Raw genomic sequence first — 20,493 nt, 5'->3', positions numbered from 1 at the left:
TACTTTCACAATACCATTATTGACTAATTTAGATAATAGTTTAGGTTCATGAAAACAAAAAATGTGGGGCATATAGAAAAGGAATTTAGTCATTATTCACATAATGATTAGTAATGAATTTGTGGCAGAGAAAAAATACTGTATATGATCAATTAGAGAAGAGCTACTCTAGTAAAAAAGCTATTTGATTTGTACAAAAAGAGCTTTTTGAACATGTATCTTTTTTAAAAATATTTTTTCCTTGTTTATATGCTTTTCTATTTCTTTTAAATATGTTCTATCAAAAAAACAAAAAAAAAACGAAGAAGTTATTTAACTTCTTCGATTTTTTGTAATTCATCACCGATGCGTTTGACGATTTCAGTTACTAAGGCATTACCCATGAAGAAGAAACGCATACGGTCCGAGACCTCTACCGTTTCTCCTAGCGGTGTTCGTTTGTATTTCGTCCAGTTGGAAGGAAAGTCCTGCAAACGCTCTGCTTCCACTGGAGTCAGCAAACGGTAACGACCATTTACGTTTAATAAGTGAGTTGAACGATTGACTGAGCCTTCTGATGTCAGCATAGTTCGACCCGGAAGATTCAAATCATCATGAGGAGACATCCCACCTTCAGAAAAAATATATTTATGTCCTTCTTCTGTTGTTCGTTCGATTCTTTTTGGGCCACGAAGGTATTCGAATTTTCCAAGTTTCTCTTTATCAGTTAAATAATACTTCTCATTTACTTCTTCTTCTGATTGTAGAATTTCACTTAAAGTAATTGGTTTTTCATCACCTTTAGGTTCAGTTTCAATTGTAAAGTATTTACCGTAACGCATGATGCCAGTATTCCATACTGTTCCAGAAAAGTTATCGGAAATATCAACAATATCATCGGAAAGTTCATAGGATGCATGTCGATTTTTTACTGGTTTTTGCTTAATTGGGAATTGTCGTGCGAACAATCCGTCTTTGAAAATGTAATCATCATATTGCTGATCATCATAAAAAGTATCATCAAAATATTCAACTTTATTTATTTCGTATTTCTTATCGATTTTTTTTGCAAAAGGAAGATCATTACGGTATACAAAAAAGAATACACGTCGCCGACGTTGACTTCGTCCATATTCAGCAGCATTGATAACGCGCCACTCAACCGAATAATTCAATTCATTGAATGCTGCCAACATGATGGCAAAATCACGTCCTCGCTGTTTGGAAGGGGATTTCAATAAACGATCCACATTTTCGAGAATTAGATATTTTGGGTTGATATGGTTGACTGCACGAATAATTTGCCAGAATAAAACGCCCTTTTTACCTTCGATTCCCATCTCATGTTTTTTACTACGAGCAACGGAATAATCTTGACAAGGAAACCCACCGACGATGATATCCGCATCCATTTTCTCGAATGTCTCGTTTGTTATATCGTCGATACTTATATTGATATTGTCGCTATCTGGAAAATGGTAATCATAGACTTCGAATGCATCTTGGGATTTTCTTGAGGGCTCCCATTGATTTGCCCATTTTGTTTTAAATAAATTTGGGTTGGAGTTCTCTAAGCCTACGCGAAAACCGCCGACACCAGCAAATAGTTCTAGTACATTAAGTTGTTTCACCACGATGCGAACATCCTTTCGTATTTTTACTAAACCAATTATACACTAAAACTCTAAAAAGATCAAGATCGAATCTAAAAAATGTTATAATTCTGTTAAATAAACAGTAGTAGGAGCGATAGAGATGAAGAAATGGGAGTCAGTACAAGAAGTACATAACCATGCATGTGATTCTGTGGGTAAGAAAATTAGAGAAATCGTCAAGCCAGAGACACTCCAAAAGTATTATGATAAGCCAAATAATAAAGGTTGGATTGGGAACTCTATCGAGAGCGATTGGTTTGAGATACCAAATAACTCTAGACATGAAGCGGATATTCCTTATTTGAATCTAGAGATAAAAGTCACACCAATTAAGCGTACCAGAACTGGTTGGAGTGCAAAAGAACGGCTGGTACTCAATATTTTTGATTACAATGATGAGTACAAGCGTGAATTTCAAAATGCATCCTTCTTAGAAAAAGCTAATCTAATAGAAATGCTTTATTATGAGTATCAAAAAGACATTCCAAGTCCAGAGCTCAAAATGCTTGCTGCAACACTCTTTAACCTTCGCAATATTCCAGAAGAAGACATATTGATAATCGAGCAAGACTGGACAAAAATCATCGAAATGATTAAGGCTGGTCGGGCACATGAGTTATCAGATAGTTTGACACAGTACCTGGGTGCAACAACTAAAGGGTCGAAATCAGAGAAAAATATGACTACACAGCCTTTTAGCTCAGAAAAGGCACATCGACGTTCTTTCACCTTAAAAGGTAGTTACATGAGTGTGATTGCAAAAAAAGTGATGAAACAAGTTGAAAACGCTGATAAGGGAAAATCATTTAAAGCAGCAAACGATGTGAACCACTATTTGATTTCAGAAAAGATTATTAAAAATACTAACGAGCTAAAGAAAAATCGATTTGAAGATATCATCTTACAACGATTCGAGCAGTATAAGGGATTGAAAAAATCAGAGCTTGCTCAAAAATTTGGTATCAAGATTTTACCGAAAAATGATAAAGCGAGCACAAGACTACTGGCAAAAAAAATGTTAGGATTATCGGGAGAAGTGGAAGATACAGAAGAGTTTGCCAAAGCAGGTATTGCTTTGAAAACCATCGTTGTAAAAAGCTCAGAGTTGTCAAAATCTCCCAAAAATAGAAAAACCAAAGAAGGATTCAAATTACAAAATTTCTTTGACTACGAAGAAATTGTCAAAATTGACTGGGAAGAAAGTACTGTTTATGAGTATTTATCAGAAACTAAATTCTTACTTGCAGTCTTTGAGTTGCTTGGAGATGATAGTATCTTTAAGGGAGTAAAATTTTGGAGCATGCCATATTCTGATTTAGAAGGTCCAGTCAAAGAGACCTGGGAACGTACTAAGCAGATAATCTCAGAAGGAATCGAACTCACATATAAATTAGGGAAAAAGGCCACTAGAACTGGAAGAAACTATCAAGTCATGAATAATCTACCCAACCCCAGTGATCGAATGATTTTGCATGTCCGACCTGATGCAAAAGTCGCTTCTTATAAAAATGACCATAACGCCCTACCCGTCCCGATTGCAAACAAATGGATTAATCGTCCTCTAAATATGGTGGATGAGCTGACTGATGGGTATATGGGTAAACAAGCATTTTGGTTGAATCCTGATTATATGTATCAACAAGTGGATAGTCTTTTTAACCAATAAAAACATGATTGCAAATACTTGTTTATCAGTAGGCTCGCTGTAATTTGAGAATATAGGGACAATATTGAGTGCATTTGATTTTTTGTTAATCAATAAAAAAATGCACTTCAAATATTACGAACTTTCCATTGAATTTCGCATGCAGATTACTTGGTATATCTTTATCAATAATATAATACTAACGAAGGACGTCTATCTTCCATTTTGAAGTTAGACGTCCTTAAACGCTTATTGTTTTATTTCTGATTCCCTAACAATACAATCTTATCCGCCTTGTAATACATTGGATGTCCTGGCATGCTTGGTTGAAGATTCTCAAACCGGCATTTGACACTCTCACGCTTCATAATTTCGTCATTGTCAATCGGATGATCTAAGGTGTTGACGGTGACTTGCGTTGCTTTTTTACGGAACTGTCCTTCTAGGATGGTCACCGAATATTTGTACCCGATAATCTCATCGGTATAGAAGTTTCTTGGTTTGTTTTCGCGATCTAGAATGACTTGACCATTTTCATCGGTTCGGGTTTCAGTCGCAAACTTCGGAGTGACCTCATCTAGTTCAAAGGTTGGGCCAATGGCTCCGAAATCAAAATCGTTGATGCTTAACATTTTTGGCATCGTGTTTTCTTCCTTTCTTTGCTATACTTGTTCTAGAAAATTTTTTAACAGAGCGTTCGTTCACTTATTGGGAAGTGACGGACGCTTTTTTGGTGCGTTCTTGAATAAGTGGAATTAAATCGGGACGTTGTTGCTCGCTGACGTATTGAATCATGCGATCAGAAAGTTCGGGTGTCCATTCATAATTGGGGCGAATCTCTAACAAACTTGGATCAATCCCGACACCCTCATGATGCAAGAAAAAGAGTGCCTGAGTTAATGCCATGGGTCCACCGTATTCATACCAGTTCAAGGAACGATCAAAGCTACTCACTTGATACTGCCGAGTGATAGTAGGAACCAGACTTGGCTTAAGGTAGTCCTGCCACCAACGACAGACCTGCTTTAAAGAGCCGTCAGTATAAAAGGTAAGCTCCGTTTGCAGAAAACCTCGAATTAAGTTCGCAACACATTGATTTTGTGGTAAAAAAGCAATCGTTCGAAAGAGACTTTCTGCCACATCATTTCGAGTTTCAACTTCCAACCGAATTTGTGGAGCCCGAGCCAGAATTTCCTCTTGTTTTGCTCCATCAAAATCTTTGGCCATTTCTTTGGCTTTGTCGTAGGCTCGAAACATACAAGCCGATCCTCGAGCGCCGATACTAACCGTTTTTGCCCGTTGTTTGGCATCAAACTCGCTGTCATGGAGTTGATAGCTTCGTCCTTTTGAAAGGAATTGCTTCCGTTTCAACTTATTGTGGAGTTGTTCTACCGTGAAGTAGGGCACTTCATTGTAATCATCTAAGGCTAAATCTAGCCGCTTGATTTCAAAGGTGAAGGCAGTTTGACTAGCATACTCGTAAAAACGGGTGGCGAGTTCTTGAAAGACATTCGCCTTGGGGTTATACGAAAGCAAAATCCATTCATAGGTGGTACAGGCTTGCCCGCTTAAGACAAGGGTTCCGCGTTCTTTGGCCTTTTCTGGTTGGTGATAGGTATAGTATTTGAGAAAGCCACAGGTGTACACAATATCGTATTCTTCATGTTTTAAACTGCCTGCTTGAATCGAGACGGATTCTAAACTGATTTTTAATAAGTCTTGAAAGACGGTCTGATAACTGACTTGATGCAAGACCGCTTGAAACCAATCTACTTTTCCTAGCACATTCTGGGTACTTTTGGTCATTTGGTCACCTCCTTTAAAATTTGTGATTGTTCGCAAATTATTTTTGTCGTGAAAAAGCTTGGTAGTATCGGCTTTTTTTGCATTTTTCCGGTAGTTATTAGCCATTATTTTTCTCTTTATAAGGTGCTATTAGAAAGGCACCTTACGCTTAGCCAGTGTCTGGTGTTCGCAAAAGACCTGTGCGTTCCACGCGTCCGTAAGCCTCGCCTGCTGATTAGCTTTCAGCCATCACAGTCGAGGCAACGGCTGCGGCAACCACCCCAACCCGACACCGGCTCCTTTCCTTGGCCCCACACCTTTGTTTAGTTTTGATAGGTTAATAACCATCTTCTTACCGCCTGAATGCTGTATAAAACCATACCTGAGTCCAATCGAATTTCTGGACAGCCCTGAAGAACCCATTCTTTCAATGTGTTAACACTAACATCGAAACGCGCCGCACAATATTTTTGTTTGACGATATCCTGTTGGGTTTGTGTTTCTTCCAAGCGGGTTTCTAACAGGGCAAAGAATTGCTTGGTTTGATCTTTTTGCCAATCCAGGAGCGCTTGTTCCAATACCGACATTCTTTTCACCTCCTTGCATTTTCTTTTTAAAACTAAAAGGACTATAAATAAATAAAATAGTATCTTTTCATACACTCTACCGCGATTCAAAAAAGATGTCAAGTATATTTTAAAAGTTTACTTGAAATACTATTTAGTTTATTTTTTGCTTGAATTTTTTAAGGAAAGCGCTTATGATAGACCCGAGGTGAGGAAAATGATAGAAAACTTTGGCGGCAATGTCGCACGTTTACGAAAAGAAATGGGACTTTCTCAAACGGAATTGGCCGAAAAGATTGGTGTACAAAAACAAACCATCTCCAATATCGAACGGGGAATCCGTTACCCGACCTTTGAGAGCTTGGAAAAATTTGCGACGGTCTTTCATGCGACACCGATTCAGCTCTTTGGTTCACCAAAAGAGATTGCGGTCTCCGAAACAACGGTTATTCTCGATCGCATCGACGAGTACGATCAAAAAGTCCAAAACTTGTTTACTTTGGCGAAAATTTTGAATAGCCACACAGTGAAAGAAATAGACGAGGTAGCAGAAAAGTTAGCCTTTATCCAACGTTTCTTTACCCCACAAATGCGTTTGGATGAAGACGGAAATCCGATTTTGGATCGTCATGGGAAACCCGAGATGAAACCAGTCTTCTTTGACAACTTACCATTTGAGGAGATTGAGAAAACCGCAAAAGACTTAGCCTTCATTCAAGAAGCTCAACAGAACAAGTAACGAAAGTTCATTCCTTTCCTATGTGCCCCACACAATAGGAGGAAAATTAAATTGGCTAATTTTGATCAATATGAAAAAAAGAATGGAGATAAAGCATGGAAGTTCCAAGCTTATTTAGGAACTGACAGAGTAACAGGTAAACCCATTAAAACCACTCGAAGAAATTTTAAAACAAAAAAAGAAGCCCAACTTGCTTTAGCTAAATTGCAAGTGGACTTTGAACAAAAAGGTCTCGAAAAAGATGGAAATGAGACTTTTCAACAAGTTTATGATTTGTGGCTAGACACTTATAAAACTACTGTAAAAGAAGTAACCTTCATGAAAACCGAAATTAAGTTTCGAAAATGGATTCTACCAAAATATGGTGACCTAAGAGTGAATAAAGTGACTGTACGGATGGCACAAGAAATCATTAATCAATGGGCAAAAGAAACAGATCAGTACCGAATACTGCATTCAACTGCAAAAAGAGTATTTGAATATGCGATAAATCTTGGCATTATAACAAACAATCCCTTGTCACATATTATGATGCCAAAACGTGAAAAGCGAATAACCACAGAAAAGGTTAAAGCCTACACCAAGGAAGAAGTAAAAAAAATTTCTGAGTATCTTCAGTCAAAGAGTGGAACATATCGTTCTGAATATGATAAGACACTTATGCGATTCCTATTTTACACAGGTTGTCGAATCAGCGAGGCTCTTGCCTTAAACTGGAATGACATCAACTTCGATGAAAAAACAGTTACTATCAACAAAACTCTCAGTCAAACAAAACACGGCTATAAGGTCTCTTCACCGAAAACAGATACCAGCACAGCCACAATTTCAGTTGATGATGTTACCTTATCTTTCCTAAAAAAATGGCAATTAAATCAAAAAGAATTTATGTTGCACATTGGATTAACCAATCCTGAAATGATTTTTTGCGGTATTTATAAACAAATCGTAACTCATCATGCTATCTATGTACGGTTACAAACAATTACCGAAAAAGCTGGAGTTCCTTTTCTAGGTATCCATGTGACAAGGCATACACATGCTAGCCTTCTTCTAGACGCTGGTGCATCATTAAAGGACGTACAAGATCGACTAAGACATGCTTCAATCAAAATTACAATGGATACTTATGGTCATCTAAGTAAAGAGACAAAAGTCCAAACTGTTGATAAATTTGTTCAACATCTTAATGCTTGATAATCTAATGGCATTCAATTTGGCATTCAAAAAATAAAAAAAAGAGCAGAATCCCTATATACTAAGGATTCTGCCCTCATAAAATCTTATTCTTCTTCTTCTGCCATAAACGTATTAAAGACTTCTTCAATCATGTCCCATTCGGCTTCAGTTTCGATTTGTTGCAGTTCGCCTTCTGTGCCTTCTTCGTTTTCCAAATATGCGTAAGCTTGAAGCTCTACGTCTTCTTCTTCGGAAACACCTGCTGGATACAACAGGACATAGTTTTTACCGAATTCTTCCTGACCATCGATTGTCAAAAGAATTTCGTATAAGGTTTCATTGCCTTGGTCGTCCACCAAAGTGATATGTTCATGTCCTTCGTGGTCATGATCGTGGTTATGGTCGTGATGATTGTGTTCTGCCATGATAAGCTCTCCTTTTTAAGTGTTTCGACACGCGGTCTGCGGTCTTGCTCCAACAGAAGCTCTGTCGAAAACACCCGCAATGCACATCTCAAATTCACTTTAATTATACTATTTGATTGTGAAATAAACATGAACCGAGACTGCTGAATCTATGAAAAAAGAAATCTTGTTTGTAGTCACTTCTCTATAGACTTGGCAATCGTTTCAGTTTACAAGGTCATGACAAAAATCCGCCACTGGCCCGATCCAAGTAGTTCTGTAGGATCATCACTGCGGCAACTTTGTCGATGACTTTTTTTCGTTTGGCACGGGAAGTGTTGGCTTGTTCCACCAGCATCCGCTCTGCTTGAACGGTAGTTAGACGCTCATCTTGATAGTCTACCGGCAAACCGAATAATTCAGCGATTTTTTCTCCGTAGGCCATAGACGCTTCTGCTCGCGGACCGATGGAGTTGTTCATGTTTTTAGGCAGACCGACGACGAATTTTTCGACTTCATATTCTTTTACCAACTCACCTAAACGAGCAAAGCCGAATTCGCCTTCGTCTTCATTGATGCGAATGATCTCAATTCCTTGTGCAGTCCACCCCATCAGATCACTGACCGCCACCCCCACGGTTCGGGAGCCGACGTCTAATCCCATGATCCGCATTACAGGTTAATCCCGTGGTTGCCCAGATAATACCGAATCAAGACTTCCATAATTTCATCTCGTTCGTGACGACGAATCAAGTTACGGGCATCCCGGTAGCGAGGGATATAAGCCGGGTCTCCGGAAAGCAGGTACCCGACGATCTGGTTGATGGGATTGTAACCTTTTTCTTCCAACGCTTTGTAGACGATTGCCAAAGTTTCGCTGATTTCTTTTTTGCGACTGTCGTCAAAATCAAAACGTACTGTTTCATCTGTATAGCCCATGCTTTACACCTCTTTTGATTATTTTAGTGAAAAAATGCGGAAAACCCGCGATTTTTCAGAAATTTAACTATGGGTTTTTCCTATGTTAATTGTACTTCATCCCACTGTAAACTACAAACAAATGATTATCTACAAACTGCAAGATTACCGATTTTCCCTTGACAATACAAGACAGCTGTCCGAACAATCTACAAAGATTTCTAGAAAATGCGGTTATTTGTTCAAATACTCTTGATAGGCCGCGTCATCATAGACCCGGTCTAATTCACCGATGTAGGCAGTGACGTTGTCTTCCCCGACAAAGCCGCGTTTAAACTTATAAAGACCATCTGTTTCATCGATTTCGAAGATTCCGCCAAAGTCATACCAACGTGTGCCACGCTCTAAGCCCCACTTAATCATTTCCCATTGCATGAGGTAGTTGGGCATTAAATTGCGGTGGCTATTAGTCGAACCGCCGTACATATACCACGTACAGGTTCCATAGCTGAGGCATAGGGCACCGGATAGAACTTCTCCTTCATAGGTAGCCAGATAGATTCGCGCATTGTCACCAAATGCTGCCATTACCCGCTGGAAATATTCCAATGGTCGGTGAGTGATTCCCTGACGTGTACTCATAATTTCATGGGTATCATAGAAAGCCTTCACTGCTTCCTCGCTTTGCGACCAACTGACTTCGACCCCTTTTCTAGCCGCCAGACGAATGTTATAACGGGTTTTTGAATGAAAGCTCGCCAAGAGTTCTCCTTCGGTCTGACCAGCGGTATCCAAGCGCATGTTCATTCGCGGTTGGATTGTGGCATGGGGCTCTTTTTCCGAATTGCGAACGATGAAGCCAGCTTTTTCATAGGCTGCTTGCAGCTGCGGATCATTTAAGACTTCCGGATCACAGCGAAGCAAAAAGATATCTTCGGTCTTTTGCAAATAGCTTTCTGCTTCATCAAACATCCGTTTCACTAATTGAACATCTCGGGGATCGCAAACCGGTCCACGATTGGCATAAGCTAATTTTTTCCCTTTGGCTGCGGTAATCGTCAAAACAGACATAGCAGCAAGGATGGCGCCGTCTTCTTCAAGGAAGAAATAAAACGGCTGCCAATTGTTTTTCACTTGGCTCCAGGCAGGATCTTGACAAGCCTGAGCATAGGGACTGTTTCTGACGAATTCGGTATAACGTGTCATTGCGGCTTCGTCATGTACATCCACCATTGGCATCGATTAAGCATCTCCCTTTTTTTCAAACCATTTTTGATAACGTTCTGGATATCCTGCATAATACTTTTTAACTGCTTGATTTCGCAGCAGCGATTTATCTTCGTCATAAATCAAGGTGAGGCCGTAATTGCCTTCATTAATCAGCTTTTCAGCTTCCGCTTGCAATTTCGGGTCCTCCGTATAGGTCGTTACGACTGATTCTGGTACGCCCAGCCACAGATATTCTTTGTCACCATAGACGGTTTGCGGCACATCCTTTTCGAAGATCAAATCTTCGATAGCAGCCTGCATTAAATTACAGCCTGCCAGCGTGGTATAAAAACTAGAACGGCCTGGACGCAAGTTGATCTCAAAGATTTTGAACTTGCTGTCACGAGGATCGTATTTCATATCAAAATTGGCAAACCCGTGATACCCAATTTTTTCCAAGAAATCTTGATATTTCTGATAAATTTCCATGTTGGCCGTCGACTTGATTGCGACATAATTGCCCACCAAAATCGGTGTCACATCTTCTAAGTAGGGATGCCCCAGACACATCAGCTGGACTTTACCATCTTTGCCTACATAGGCATTCAAGACGCGCATATTAGAATCTGGCCCGGGAATGAAATCCTGAATCAGCATTGTTTCTTGATAGTCGGAACTGTAAACCGCCGCCAAAACTTCCTTTAGTTCCGCTTCATCTTTAACGATATACGCTTTTTTCTTGCCTTCAAAATCCACTTCAGCGTATTTTACGCTGTTGCTTGGTTTCACCGCCATTGGAAAACCAAAAGGACAGCTCACTTTTTGATAGTTGGTTCCATTGACTTTAACTGTGGCTGGGTGGTCCAACCCAATCTCTTCGGCAAGGTCATAGAAGTTTTCCTTCAAGATCAGTTCTTGCAGCAGGTCTTGTTGCACAAACGGCAGCGCATAGTAATCTTTAAGGCGCTCTTGATTATTGATGACTAATTCGGCATAACCATCACTAGCGGCAAATAAGATCAGTTTGTCATAGTGCTTCAATTGTTCGTCAGCCACGGCAATCAACGCGTCAGCAAAGTTTTCTGGCGCAGTCAATCCTTCGACGACTTGGATTTTTAATATTTTGGAATGATTGGTCATCAACAGCTTGCCTTGACCTACACAAAGGCTTTTAACACCGTATGCCATATGGACAGAACGGGCGATTCCGTATGCGTTGACATCCGTACCTAAAATCACTGGTAAAAAGTTCATTTTGTCGGCTCCTGTTCTTTTTTATGGTGAAAATCGCAGATACGCCTTTAAAAGAAGGCCGCGTTTTCCCAAAAATCAGCTTTAAACAGTATAACATAATTTTATGAAATTCTCAGAAAGAACCGATCAAAATGAGCGATAAACATATTGATTTTGCGGCGCTGCGATTGTCGTCACTTTTTCCGCTTGTACCATCGGCAACGTTCGGTTAAATGGCTTGTAAAAACCCGACTGAATCACGCCTTCGACTCGCACCCATTGATCATTTTTCAAGGTCTTCGTCTCTTGGGGCAGATGTACCCGCAGACCAAAAACCCCCGAATCGGCTACACAGTGAATAATACCGAAGCGAAAGACGAAATCCTCTTGCGCATCGTCTTGGGTCGCATGAAAAATAAAGCCTTCATAAACAATCTTACGGCCGATAAAGTCGCTTGGGTAATTATAAATCAGCTCCATGACTTCCAAATAATTTTCATCGGTAATTGTCAAGGTTCCTGTGTTCCCATATTTTTTCTGCAATTTTTCCATCTGATTTTGATAATCTTCTTTGTTGAAATAAATACTAGTATTGGGTTGCAGGTACTGGGTCTCCATCTGAGGATCCCCTACCGATTCCTTAGCCAACGGAAATTGGAAGCCTTTTGCTTCAACAATGGTAGTATTCAAAGAGACGGTGGGAAAAAATGTCCCTACGATAATTGGCAATGCTAAGAGCGCATAAGCGATGACCCGCTGATAACGTTTTTTCAGTCCGTGGTCGTGTTCATCTTCTAAATCATGGGAATGATGATGATGTTCATGGTCATTTTCATGATTATCTTCATAGTCATGTGAAAGTTGTCCTTCAGGTTTATCTTGTTTGTGGTTTTCATGCTCTGTTACATCAACCTGATTGCCATTTGTCACAGTCGCAGTTTCTTTCAACTCGATGGCTGCCTCAGTTGAATTTTCTTCATTGACCACAGCTTTGCCAGGATCTTCTTTGACCCAGAAATACAGTTGTACCAGAGCCAAAATCAATGCCAGAACAGTCGACAAGGTGGCTAAGTATTGGTAATGCACATTAATGAACTGATCCAGTTTGCCTGTCACTTGCAGATACAACATCAACTCCACATAACCTGCTAATATCAAAAAGCGCGCCATCTTCACACCACCAATGCATAGCCAGTCACGCAGATCATGATGATTGCCACTAGCTTCAGAATAAATTTACTGTTGAAATACCGATTCATCATCAACAGATTTTTGATATCTACCATAGGGCCGAAAACCAGGAAGGCTACAACCGGCGCCGTACCAAACAGGCTCAATAAAGAGGAGCCAATAAAAGCATCTGCTTCAGAGCACAACGACATCACCAAAGCCAATACCAGCATCACTAAAATTGCCAGCAGCTTCGATGAACCCAGCGTCAAAAGGGCAGCAGTTGGCAAATAAGTTTGCATAGCAGATGCAATCAGCGCCCCAATCATCAAGTAGCGACCGGTATCAAAAAATTCGTCTAAACTGTGCTTTAACAAATGACTTAGCTGGCTTTGAAAGTGTCTAAATCCCATTGCAACTGTCTTTGCTTCTGCAGCTGTCGATAACCCATTGGAAACCGCAGCCTCAACTGGCGCATCAAAATCAGCAGTATCAAACAGCGCCTTCTCTGAGGTCAGCGTAGAAAAAGCGGCAGTGGCGGGTTCAGCCGCAGCACCAAATTCAGCAGTTGGTGTCAATTGGCAAGTTGTATCGGCAGACTGAAGAGCGGCTTTAGGCTGTTTTAAAATGTCTTGCTTGTTGAAATAAGCGAGCCAGATTCCCACGACCATAGCGACCAATACTGCACCAACAACTCGCAAGGCAGCATAACGCCAAGAATTACCAAAAGCAATATAGGTAGAAAAAATTACGATAGGATTGACAATGGGCGCCGTCAGCATAAAGGCGAAGGCCGTGTGCTGGGGCACGTCTTTTTTTACAAACTGATTGACGATAGGCACAATCCCACATTCACACGAAGGAAAGAAGACCCCCATCACGCACCCTACTGCTACCGATGCCAAGCGATTTTTTGGCAAAAAGCGTCTCACCCGCTCCGGTGTTAAAAATACGTGCAGTGCGCCCGAGATCAAACAGCCCAATAAAACAAAAGGCAGTGCCTCAATTACGATGGATAAAAAAATCATGCTCATCTGCAAAACTGAATCCGGCAAATTAGCAAACATAATCCAACCTCCCTGAACAGATCAACTCATGACCTGTTGTTCTTTTTATGTAAATCACTCGCTGACTACCCGCCAGACCAGCCATGCTGTCCTGACATCTCACACACTATACCGCCGGGTTATTTTCCTGACAAGACTTTCCAGATCTTCTAAAGAAAAATTAGGAAAACCTCACGAGAAAACAGAGGTTTTGACAATAGCGACGGCAGGCTTTAAAGTGCAGATAAAGAACTGATGTGTGTTGATTTTCCCTTATAAACAACAAAACCTGCTGTCTTTGGGGCCAACAGCATTTCAGCAAACCAACTACTCGAGGTGAATGTCATGATCCCAGTAACAGATTTCAATGATGGGTTATCACAATTGGCAGCCGCAGATTTGGCAGTGGCTTATGTGTCGCTACCCGGCTGTAGCGTCTGCGTCTCAGTCAAACCACAGTTGATTCAACGCTTGTCTGATTTCAAGGTACCTATCTATCAATTCGATGCTCACCAATTACCCGAAGTCGCCGGTGAATTTCAAGTGATGACTGCTCCCGCTGTACTGCTTTTTGCAAAAGGCAAAGAGGTGGATCGCCAAGCACGCTTCATCGATTTTGATCGGTTGGAAAAAAAGATTGGTGATTATCAATCTGCCGGCAATGAACCCGTTGATTATGCACAACTGTTTGGAGCCACCAAAACAGACTAAAGTTTTTCCTGTCATTTTAAAAGACCCGCCGAAAGCAGGCACTGCATACGCAGCCTGATTTTCGGCGGGTCTTTTAACTATTAGTCGGTCGTTTTTTCGTTGGCATGTAAAAAGTAAATCAAGGTCTGCAGCTCATTAGTCAAATCAACGTTTTGGACTAAGACGCTCTTCGGTGCATGCAGACGCGCCGGTGTAAAGTTCAAAATTCCTTTGATTCCGGATTTAACCAGCTCATCGACAATCGGCTGCGAAGTTTCAGCAGGCACTGTCAAAATTGCGATATCAATTTGTTGGAGTTTGATTTGTTCGGCCATGTCGCTCAGAGGATACACAGGAATTCCGTCCACGATTCGTCCCACGATATCATCGTTGACATCAAACGCTGCACTGATGCGGATAGAATTGGATTGGTGGAATTTGTATTTCAACAGCGCACTACCCAAGTTCCCGACCCCCACCAAAGCCACATTTGACATGTGGTCATCGTTCAATGTTTTGGCAAAAAAGTTCATCAAGGCTTCTACATCATAGCCATAGCCGCGTTTGCCGAGCTCGCCGAAATAAGAAAAATCACGACGGATGGTGGCACTGTCCACTTGGACGGCTTCACTAAGCTCAGTAGAAGACACCTTTTGTTTACCAGAATTGTTCAAGATACGCAAATATCGATAGTACAAAGGCAAGCGTTTAGCAGTTGCCTTTGGAATAGCATGCTCTTTCAAAGAAAATCCTCCTCAATATGATTTGTGAATATTTTTTTGGAAAACTGACTGTCTCCTGTCAACCATTTGTCTGCAATTGATTGCTTGTTTTAACCGGCTCGCGCCACTTACAAACACAGGCCACCCTCAGTCTCCTCAGCTGGTTTCCGCTAATAACAGAGAAACTTTAGTGATTCTTATCAGTTCCGGATCATTTTTCTCAAATGCTTGACGAAAAAAGCCCCGATTATTTGTGAATTTTTCACTTGCTATCGGGATAATAACAGGATTCTTGTGAAAAAACAACAAGATTGCTCACAAACGAACCTTTTCTAAGTTTTTCCTTAGGCAGTGCCGTCGCGCCGGTCAGGAAAATATGATAGACTTACGAGGAATCCCTCGCTTGCTGATGGCTCGTCACAAAATGACGCTTTTTTTCACAAGTTAGAAGCCAATCATTACCTGCGATTGAAGGTCTGGTTAGCTAAGTGCCTAACAGTCCGTCTAGGCGACAAAAACCGCAAATTTTTGTAAACTTTTGCCGCTGAGTAGAAAGATTCCCTCATATCACAATAAAGGAACTGAAAACTATGATTTTACTACAAGCCAATCAAATCGCTCGGCTCTTCGGGGCTGAAGTTTTATTCAAAAATATTCAACTGGAGGTGGCTGATCACTCTCGAATCGGATTAGTGGGTCGCAACGGTGCCGGCAAGTCTACATTGTTGAAGATCATTTCCGGACTAGAAGCACCGGATGAAGGATCAATTGCCAAAAACAAAACTGCCACCATGGGTTATCTAGCCCAAGATACTGGTCTGGATTCAGAGGAAACCATCTGGAACGAAATGCTGGCCGCTTTTGAAGAAGTCCGTAAAATGGAAGCTCGCCTACGTTCTTTGGAACAGGCGATTGCTGACACCCAAGACCACGCTTCAACAGCCTACACCAAACTGCTAAAGGAGTACGATCAGCTGCAGCACGATTTCACTGAGAAAAACGGCTACGGTTATGAAACCGAGATTCGTTCGGTGCTTCACGGCTTTCAATTTGATGAAAGTTTTTACGAACAGAAGATCAATACCCTTTCCGGCGGACAAAAGACCCGTCTGGCATTAGCTCGTATGTTGTTGACCCGTCCAGACATCTTAATCTTAGATGAACCTACCAACCATCTGGATATCGAGACATTGGCCTGGTTGGAAAACTACTTGCAAAATTACAGTGGCGCCCTTTTAATCGTTTCCCACGACCGCTATTTTCTTGATAAAGTCGTCACGGAAATCTACGAACTCAGCCGTCACCGCATGCGTCATTATAAAGGCAACTACAGCCGCTATCTGGATTTGAAGGCTGAACAGCTGCAAAGTGAATGGAAGGCCTATGAAAAACAACAGCAAGAAATCAATAAGCTGGAAGATTTCGTAGCCCGCAACCTGGTTCGTGCTTCCACCACCAAACGGGCCCAAAGCCGCCGCAAACAATTGGAGAAAATGGACCGCCTAGATCGTCCTCAAGGAGATGAAAAGTCCGCCCACTTTCTCTTTGAAATTGAAAAACCTTCCGGCAATGCCGTCTGTCAATTAGAAGACGCTGCCATCGGTTACAGCAAAGAAGAAATCCTCTCTGAACCAATTGATCTGGATATTCGTCGCCAAGATGCAATTGCTCTGGTGGGACCAAATGGGATTGGCAAATCCACGCTGTTGAAATCACTGATTGGTAAATTGCCACTGCTTCGCGGGGAAGTCACTATGGGTACCAATGTATCTATCGGCTACTACGATCAAGGACAAGCTGATCTCAATAGCCGCAAAACCGTTTTATCAGAACTGTGGGATGAACACCCCGGAACACCGGAAGTAGCGATTCGCAATGTACTGGGAGGCTTCTTATTTTCCGGCGAGGATGTGGAAAAACCGATCGCCCTCTTGTCTGGCGGCGAAAAGGCTCGGGTCGCACTAGCCAAGCTGTCTATGGATAAAGAAAACTTTCTGATTCTAGATGAGCCCACCAACCATCTGGATATAGATAACAAAGAAGTATTGGAAAATGCGCTGATTGATTATGAAGGGACGCTGCTTTTTGTCTCTCATGACCGCTACTTCATCAACCGAATCGCCTCTAAAGTCATCGAACTTTCCGAAACCGGCAGCAAACTGTATTTGGGAGATTACGATTACTATCTGGAGAAAAAGCGCGAAGAAGAAGAAATTGCCGCCATGATCGCCGGTGAAGAAACAGCCGTAGTCCAACCTTCCAGTGGCCGACAAAACTTCCAGCAGAGTAAAGAGCAGCAAAAATTACTGCGTTCTCTGCAACGAAAAGTGACTGAAGCTGAGGAAAAAATGGCCCACTTAGAAGAAGTCATCCACCAGCTGGAACTGGCAATGGCCGATCCTAAAGTCTTGGATGATCACCTTCAGCTCAATCAGCTGAACCAACAGCTGGAAGAGGCCCAGCAGCAGCAAGAAACTTTGTTAGAAGAATGGGAAGAGCTTTCGTTGGAATTGGAAGACTACCAGGAAAACCGCTCATAATTTACCGTGACGTTTTAGCGCGAGCCGCTATTTTCAACAAGGGACGGTGAAAATATTCCTGTCATCCTCTTTTGAAATGAACACCACTAAACGTGAGTTACACTGAAAAGAAAGTCACTTCCATTAAAAAAAAGTGGAGGTGACTTTCTTTTCAGTGCTAAAAATTTCAAATACAGACTTTGACACAAGAATTATCGCAACGATTTGTTAGCATCTAGTTTCTTTCTTAATCAGATGAAATGTTCACCAGTTATCGGTTAGAAATGATTGATATCGCAGTCACACTTTCCCAGCTAGTCAAATTTAGTAAGCAAAGAACTTTGCTTGATTATCCCCATCGTTATTTGCATATTTTCAAGCTATAGGACTTTAGACTGATGCATTTTAGAACCTCTTTTGTTTCAATAGATAAGAACGGTATCTCCACTGAAAAGCAAAATTTTGCGCCACTTTTCGCTCCATTCTGTAGATAAATCAAACTTTTAAAGGAGGAAGTCCCATGCGCCATCATCGTTACGTCCTTATTCCTCAACTGGGAAAATTCATTCTCGGGGTCAGCTTCATTTTGTTAGGCTTAGGTATTGCGCTCCATCAACGAGCGGACTGGTCAGTCTATGAATCATCCTACGTGGAAGGTGAAGCAGTCATTGAAAATATGGCTCAGACTGGCTATTGGGACACTCCCCAGACTTACGCTCAGGAAGCAAACGAATACTTGAAAAACGAGAATGTCAAAACACCGCTAATTCTTCAAACAGATGAGCGTTGGTCTGGTGAACCTTACGGAAATGACGGCGCCCAAAACATTTACGAAAACGGCTGTGCAATTGCTTCACTTGCCATGATTCATTCCTATTTCCAACAGCGAGAGATCAATCCTTTGGACATCACTTCTTGGGCAGGTGAAACTTATTATCGCCAAGGCGAAGGTACCGCTTGGAGTATTTTCCCAGCTTTCGCCAAAGAACAGGGGTATGTCTGCCATGACCTCAAAAATGACTTTACTCAAGCACAGGTCTATCTGAAAAAAGGAATTCCCGTAGTGGTTTCCGTGACTGCTGGCGAATTCACAGAACGCGGCCACATCATGGTATTGGCCCGTATGGAAAATGAAATGATCACCGTTCTAGATCCGGCTGATGATAACGACAAGAGTCACAGCTACACGAGCTATTCTCCTGATGAACTCCAAGATCAGATTGTCAACTACTGGGCCTTCACTGACGCGCCGGCCCTCTGATTTACAAGTAAAAACAAGCCTTTCTCACCCCTTCGAGTGGAACACGCTCGAGGGGCTTTTTTAGGTTGACACATCTCAGCAGAGGATTTTTTTGATTTGGGATTCATTTTATCTGTCGCTTTCTTTTTGCTATAATTAGAAATAAATCAAATTATTCAGACAAAAAAACGAGGTGTTGGGATGAAAATCGGGATTGCAAAGGAAATCAAGAACAACGAAAATCGAGTCGCGCTGCCTCCTAGCGGTGTGTTGGAGCTAGTGAATTCAGGACACGAAGTACTGGTGGAAACCGGGGCTGGTATTGGGTCAGCTATTACTGATGGTGACTATCGCCAAGTCGGTGCTAAAATCGTAGACTCCGCTGATGAGATCTGGGCTTGCGAACTGGTATTGAAAGTCAAAGAACCCGTCAAAGAAGAATACCATTATTTTAGAGAAGGCTTGACCCTCTTCACTTATTTGCACATGGCTGCCAACAAAGAACTGGCTGAAGCTTTGTTAGCAGCAAAAGTAAATGCGATTGCCTACGAAAATGTTCAAACAGAAACTGGAAGTCTCCCCCTTTTAGCACCGATGAGTGAAATTGCTGGCCGGATGGCGCCGCAACTGGGGGCCCAATTTTTAGAACGACAGACTGGCGGCAAAGGTATCCTACTGTCTGGCGTGCCCGGCGTCAGACAAGGAAAAGTCGTGATAATTGGCGGCGGCATCTCCGGAACCAATGCGGCTAAGATTGCTAACGGTTTTGGTGCGCAGGTCACAATCATCGATATCGACTTAAATCGCCTGAAAGAACTGGATAATCAATTCAATGGCCAGATTCAAACTCTCGCCTCCAATACCACCAATATCCGAGAAGCTTTACAAACAGCTGATTTGGTAATCGGCGCCGTCCTTCTTCCCGGGCACAAAGCTCCATGCCTGGTCTCTCGGGAAATGGTAGCCGGTATGCCAGAAGGTTCCGTAATTGTCGACATTGCCATCGACCAAGGGGGCATTTTTGAGACCGGCGATAAGGTCACCACTCATGACAACCCTATCTATACCCGTGAAGGAATCATCCACTACGCCGTTGCCAATATGCCTGGTGCTGTCCCGCAAACCTCAACCTACGCATTGAGTAATGCCACTCTTCCTTACATGAAACGCTTGGCAGCCAAACCGTTAGCAGACGTTTTGAATGAAAACCCCGACCTGTATCGCGGTGTCAATACGTACCAAGGAAAACTAACGTTACAAGCCGCCGCTGAAGATTTAAATTTGCCTTACACAGAGTTAGCTGAAATGATTTGATTTGCAGTAACGGAGAAGTTGAAAGAACACGTTCGATTTATATAAATGCAGACAGCATTGGCACAAATAGTTTATTTTTATGATTGGGTTCCTATATTTTTCTCGAAAGATCGATTCTTAACGTCTATGCTCTCCCCCCTATTTTCATCAACTGAGTTGATGAAAATAGGGGGGAGATTATTGGGTTCCCGACAGCAAGATTAACCTCCCCTCCCAATAACTATTTCCACAATATAAAGAATCATCCAAAGTAATCAGGAAAATAAGCTAAACTTATGAAAATTTTGTTTAGTTTTAGCTGTTCCTCTCACTAAAATATATATCACCCAGAGAAAATGAAACGACAAATTATCCAGCTTATAAGACAAAGTTTAGAAGTACTGTACTAAAAAATACTTACCATGCTCGTACCTATGTAAAGACCGATGAATAAACAAATACAGGGTCTATCCATCGGTCACTTTTCATTTACTACTTATC

19 protein-coding genes are annotated in these 20,493 nt (G+C 41.6%); 7 read left to right on the top strand and 12 right to left on the bottom strand.

Annotation, left to right across the window (positions count from 1 at the left end):
* Nucleotides 1–308: 308 nt before the first annotated feature.
* Nucleotides 309–1,613: a DNA (cytosine-5-)-methyltransferase gene (gene dcm, locus ACOMA8_RS08475; protein ID WP_421370025.1), complete on the bottom strand. Its 1,305-nt coding sequence runs from the start codon at nt 1,611–1,613 to the stop codon at nt 309–311.
* Nucleotides 1,614–1,734: 121 nt separating this feature from the next.
* Between dcm and ACOMA8_RS08470 the strand changes: the two genes are divergently transcribed.
* A complete protein-coding gene (locus ACOMA8_RS08470) occupies nt 1,735–3,300 on the top strand; it encodes a Sau3AI family type II restriction endonuclease (RefSeq protein ID WP_421370023.1) in 1,566 nt (521 codons plus the stop codon).
* 236 nt (nt 3,301–3,536) lie between these two features.
* Here the strand turns inward: ACOMA8_RS08470 and ACOMA8_RS08465 are convergent, their stop codons facing one another.
* The 3 genes from ACOMA8_RS08465 to ACOMA8_RS08455 form a co-directional block, all read right to left on the bottom strand.
* Nucleotides 3,537–3,920, bottom strand: coding sequence for a hypothetical protein (locus tag ACOMA8_RS08465; RefSeq protein WP_421370021.1), 384 nt, complete (start codon nt 3,918–3,920; stop codon nt 3,537–3,539).
* 64 nt (nt 3,921–3,984) lie between these two features.
* Nucleotides 3,985–5,085, bottom strand: coding sequence for a replication initiation factor domain-containing protein (locus tag ACOMA8_RS08460; RefSeq protein ID WP_421370020.1), 1,101 nt, complete (start codon nt 5,083–5,085; stop codon nt 3,985–3,987).
* Nucleotides 5,086–5,387: 302 nt separating this feature from the next.
* On the bottom strand, nt 5,388–5,651 hold the full coding sequence (locus ACOMA8_RS08455) for a DNA-binding protein (protein ID WP_262929036.1): 264 nt from the start codon (nt 5,649–5,651) through the stop codon (nt 5,388–5,390).
* A gap of 196 nt (nt 5,652–5,847) precedes the next feature.
* Here ACOMA8_RS08455 and ACOMA8_RS08450 point away from each other — a divergent pair, with 196 nt between their 5' ends.
* Nucleotides 5,848–6,369: a helix-turn-helix domain-containing protein gene (locus ACOMA8_RS08450; protein ID WP_010753426.1), complete on the top strand. Its 522-nt coding sequence runs from the start codon at nt 5,848–5,850 to the stop codon at nt 6,367–6,369.
* 51 nt (nt 6,370–6,420) lie between these two features.
* On the top strand, nt 6,421–7,566 hold the full coding sequence (locus ACOMA8_RS08445; RefSeq protein ID WP_421370017.1) for a tyrosine-type recombinase/integrase: 1,146 nt from the start codon (nt 6,421–6,423) through the stop codon (nt 7,564–7,566).
* Between the two features lie 86 nt (nt 7,567–7,652).
* Here ACOMA8_RS08445 and ACOMA8_RS08440 read toward each other — a convergent pair whose 3' ends face one another.
* From ACOMA8_RS08440 to ACOMA8_RS08410, 7 genes are all read right to left on the bottom strand, one after another.
* Nucleotides 7,653–7,973 carry a DUF1292 domain-containing protein gene (locus tag ACOMA8_RS08440; RefSeq protein WP_421370015.1) on the bottom strand — a complete coding sequence of 107 codons (321 nt, stop codon included), beginning with the start codon at nt 7,971–7,973 and terminating at the stop codon, nt 7,653–7,655.
* A gap of 217 nt (nt 7,974–8,190) precedes the next feature.
* Complete coding sequence (gene ruvX, locus ACOMA8_RS08435) at nt 8,191–8,625, bottom strand: Holliday junction resolvase RuvX (RefSeq protein WP_161898273.1); 435 nt, start codon at nt 8,623–8,625, stop codon at nt 8,191–8,193.
* The gene (locus ACOMA8_RS08430) at nt 8,625–8,891 is read right to left on the bottom strand and encodes an IreB family regulatory phosphoprotein (RefSeq protein ID WP_161898274.1); all 267 of its coding nucleotides are present in this window, start codon (nt 8,889–8,891) and stop codon (nt 8,625–8,627) included. The genes ruvX and ACOMA8_RS08430 overlap by 1 nt, the downstream gene beginning before the upstream one ends.
* Before the next feature lie 213 nt (nt 8,892–9,104).
* Nucleotides 9,105–10,109 carry a lipid II:glycine glycyltransferase FemX gene (locus ACOMA8_RS08425; RefSeq protein ID WP_421370013.1) on the bottom strand — a complete coding sequence of 335 codons (1,005 nt, stop codon included), beginning with the start codon at nt 10,107–10,109 and terminating at the stop codon, nt 9,105–9,107.
* A 3-nt stretch (nt 10,110–10,112) separates the two neighbouring features.
* On the bottom strand, nt 10,113–11,333 hold the full coding sequence (locus ACOMA8_RS08420) for a carboxylate--amine ligase (RefSeq protein ID WP_421370011.1): 1,221 nt from the start codon (nt 11,331–11,333) through the stop codon (nt 10,113–10,115).
* Between the two features lie 126 nt (nt 11,334–11,459).
* A complete protein-coding gene (locus ACOMA8_RS08415; RefSeq protein ID WP_421370009.1) occupies nt 11,460–12,482 on the bottom strand; it encodes a TIGR03943 family putative permease subunit in 1,023 nt (340 codons plus the stop codon).
* Between the two features lie 2 nt (nt 12,483–12,484).
* Complete coding sequence (locus ACOMA8_RS08410; RefSeq protein WP_421370007.1) at nt 12,485–13,549, bottom strand: permease; 1,065 nt, start codon at nt 13,547–13,549, stop codon at nt 12,485–12,487.
* A gap of 324 nt (nt 13,550–13,873) precedes the next feature.
* Between ACOMA8_RS08410 and ACOMA8_RS08405 the strand changes: the two genes are divergently transcribed.
* Nucleotides 13,874–14,239 (top strand): thioredoxin family protein, encoded by a 366-nt coding sequence (locus tag ACOMA8_RS08405; RefSeq protein WP_161898279.1) that lies wholly within the window; start codon nt 13,874–13,876, stop codon nt 14,237–14,239.
* An 80-nt stretch (nt 14,240–14,319) separates the two neighbouring features.
* On the opposite strand, the gene ACOMA8_RS08400 is transcribed toward ACOMA8_RS08405, so the two are convergent.
* A complete protein-coding gene (locus ACOMA8_RS08400) occupies nt 14,320–14,961 on the bottom strand; it encodes a redox-sensing transcriptional repressor Rex (RefSeq protein ID WP_421370006.1) in 642 nt (213 codons plus the stop codon).
* A gap of 569 nt (nt 14,962–15,530) precedes the next feature.
* Between ACOMA8_RS08400 and ACOMA8_RS08395 the strand changes: the two genes are divergently transcribed.
* The 3 genes from ACOMA8_RS08395 (at nt 15,531) to ald (ending at nt 20,013) form a co-directional block, all read left to right on the top strand.
* Nucleotides 15,531–17,480 (top strand): ABC-F family ATP-binding cassette domain-containing protein, encoded by a 1,950-nt coding sequence (locus ACOMA8_RS08395; protein ID WP_421370004.1) that lies wholly within the window; start codon nt 15,531–15,533, stop codon nt 17,478–17,480.
* Between the two features lie 499 nt (nt 17,481–17,979).
* On the top strand, nt 17,980–18,720 hold the full coding sequence (locus ACOMA8_RS08390) for a C39 family peptidase (protein ID WP_421370003.1): 741 nt from the start codon (nt 17,980–17,982) through the stop codon (nt 18,718–18,720).
* A gap of 180 nt (nt 18,721–18,900) precedes the next feature.
* Complete coding sequence (ald, locus tag ACOMA8_RS08385) at nt 18,901–20,013, top strand: alanine dehydrogenase (protein ID WP_421370001.1); 1,113 nt, start codon at nt 18,901–18,903, stop codon at nt 20,011–20,013.
* The last annotated feature ends 480 nt before the right edge of the window (nt 20,014–20,493 follow it).

Source organism: Enterococcus infantis, assembly GCF_049166715.1.
GTDB classification, from domain to species: domain Bacteria; phylum Bacillota; class Bacilli; order Lactobacillales; family Enterococcaceae; genus Enterococcus_C; species Enterococcus_C leclercqii.
Note: the sequence above shows the minus strand (reverse complement) of the source record. Positions and strands in the feature narration are given on the sequence as shown.